At 42.5% G+C, this 1,623-nt stretch carries 2 protein-coding genes; both read right to left on the bottom strand.

Annotated features, from left to right (window positions below):
- Nucleotides 1-271 precede the first annotated feature (271 nt).
- A complete protein-coding gene (locus tag H6A61_RS15185) occupies nucleotides 272-460 on the bottom strand; it encodes a hypothetical protein (protein WP_204394739.1) in 189 nt (62 codons plus the stop codon).
- Between the two features lie 113 nt (nucleotides 461-573).
- Nucleotides 574-1,527 carry an IS110 family transposase gene (locus tag H6A61_RS15190; protein ID WP_204394740.1) on the bottom strand — a complete coding sequence of 318 codons (954 nt, stop codon included), beginning with the start codon at nucleotides 1,525-1,527 and terminating at the stop codon, nucleotides 574-576.
- Nucleotides 1,528-1,623: the final 96 nt, after the last annotated feature.

Raw genomic sequence — 1,623 nt, forward strand, 5'->3', positions numbered from 1 at the left:
TTTTTCATACGTAAATATTAAGCGTCCTACACATAGAGTAGGACAGGTTTATACTAAAATTGATATAAAACCGAGTGTTTTGACAAAAGAAAGATTAGCACTCATGAAAACACAAATGCGGCTATTATACGATGACAAATAGCAACAGCTAAGAATTTAAAAGTTTCATACACGTGTACATAAGTCACAATCTTTGGCGCTTAGCTGTTGAGACCAATTTCATTTTCGGACTATGGTAATTCCAGTAAAAGTCGGCCTTTGGTCTGTATTGTTAATTGGGTGTTACTGCTTGTGGAACTTTAGTAAGCGAGACATTGTATCCAAGCTTTTTAAGTTCGGAAGACAAATATACCTTGCGTTTCTGCTCTATCTTGGATTGCATATATTGTGCACCAAGTTCATGGTAACGGGCTCCCGTACTCAGTATCAGATAAACGGATATCAACTGAGAATGTCCCACTGCAATCAAGGCACGTTTTTTTCCTCTGCGGGCAGCTATACGATGGTATCTCTCACTGAAAAACGTATTCTTTGTACGGGTCGCAGCCCATGCGGCTTCTGTGATTACCGCCTTTACCTGTTTGTTTCCGTGAGTGATTCGTGCGCTTTTTTTTTGCCAGCACTCTCGTTGTTACCCGGAGAAAGACCGGCCCAGGACGAAAGATGCTTTTCTGAAGGGAAGTGGGACATGTCAAGACCTATCTCAGAAACCAGATCCTCTACAACTTTGGTGCTAAAACCGGGAATCTCCCTGAGAAGTTCAAGGACATTATCGTACTTGGACAACAGTCTCTTTATACGTTCGGACAAATCATCAACCAAAGCCTGAGTCTGGTCTATATCCTTTCGGATCATCTGGAGAAGATAAATGTGATGATCTTCAACAAAACCGGTACACGCCTCCAACAACTCTTCCGGACTGGCTGACAGTTTTCCGTGGTAAACTGACTTTATATCATCAAGAGTAAGGACTTTACCTTCACAAAGCATATCAATAAGAGAAGTAGCTGTCGTACCGCTTGTATTGCTTACTACACTTGAAAGCTTGATGTTGCAGTCTTCAAGAATACGCATCATACGGTTCTTCTCTGAAGCTATCTGCTGAATAAGCTTGTTCCGGTAGCGAGTCAGGTCACGAAGCTGACGCTGCTCCTTGGGAGGAATATAGCTCGGCTTGAGAAGACCTGCCAAAAGAAGCTTGCAGATCCATTCGCTGTCCATCTTGTCTGTCTTGTGACCCGGAACATTCTTTATGTGACGGGCATTGACTATCCAGACATTGGGAATGGAATCTTCAAGTACCTTATAAACAGGTTTCCAGTAAACACCGGTACTTTCCATTGCCACATGCGTTACACCATTGGACAATAGCCATTCTTTCAATTCATTCAAAGAACTCGTGAAGGTTTTGAATGAGCGGGTATCACGTTGGATGCCTACTCCGTCTATTGTCGCCACCACAACCTTCAGATGGACGTCGATACCGCAAGCACGCTGTATCAACTGAGGGAATGTCACTTCTGCCATAACTGATACATTTAGGGTTACACTATACAAAGGTAACTTCAGCTTGACTATTTACATTCTCTTTGGCGTGATTTTTTTATCTCATGGGAATTTCAT

The organism is Bacteroides caecigallinarum, from assembly GCF_016901995.1.
Taxonomy (GTDB): Bacteria; Bacteroidota; Bacteroidia; order Bacteroidales; family Bacteroidaceae; genus Phocaeicola; species Phocaeicola cellulolyticus.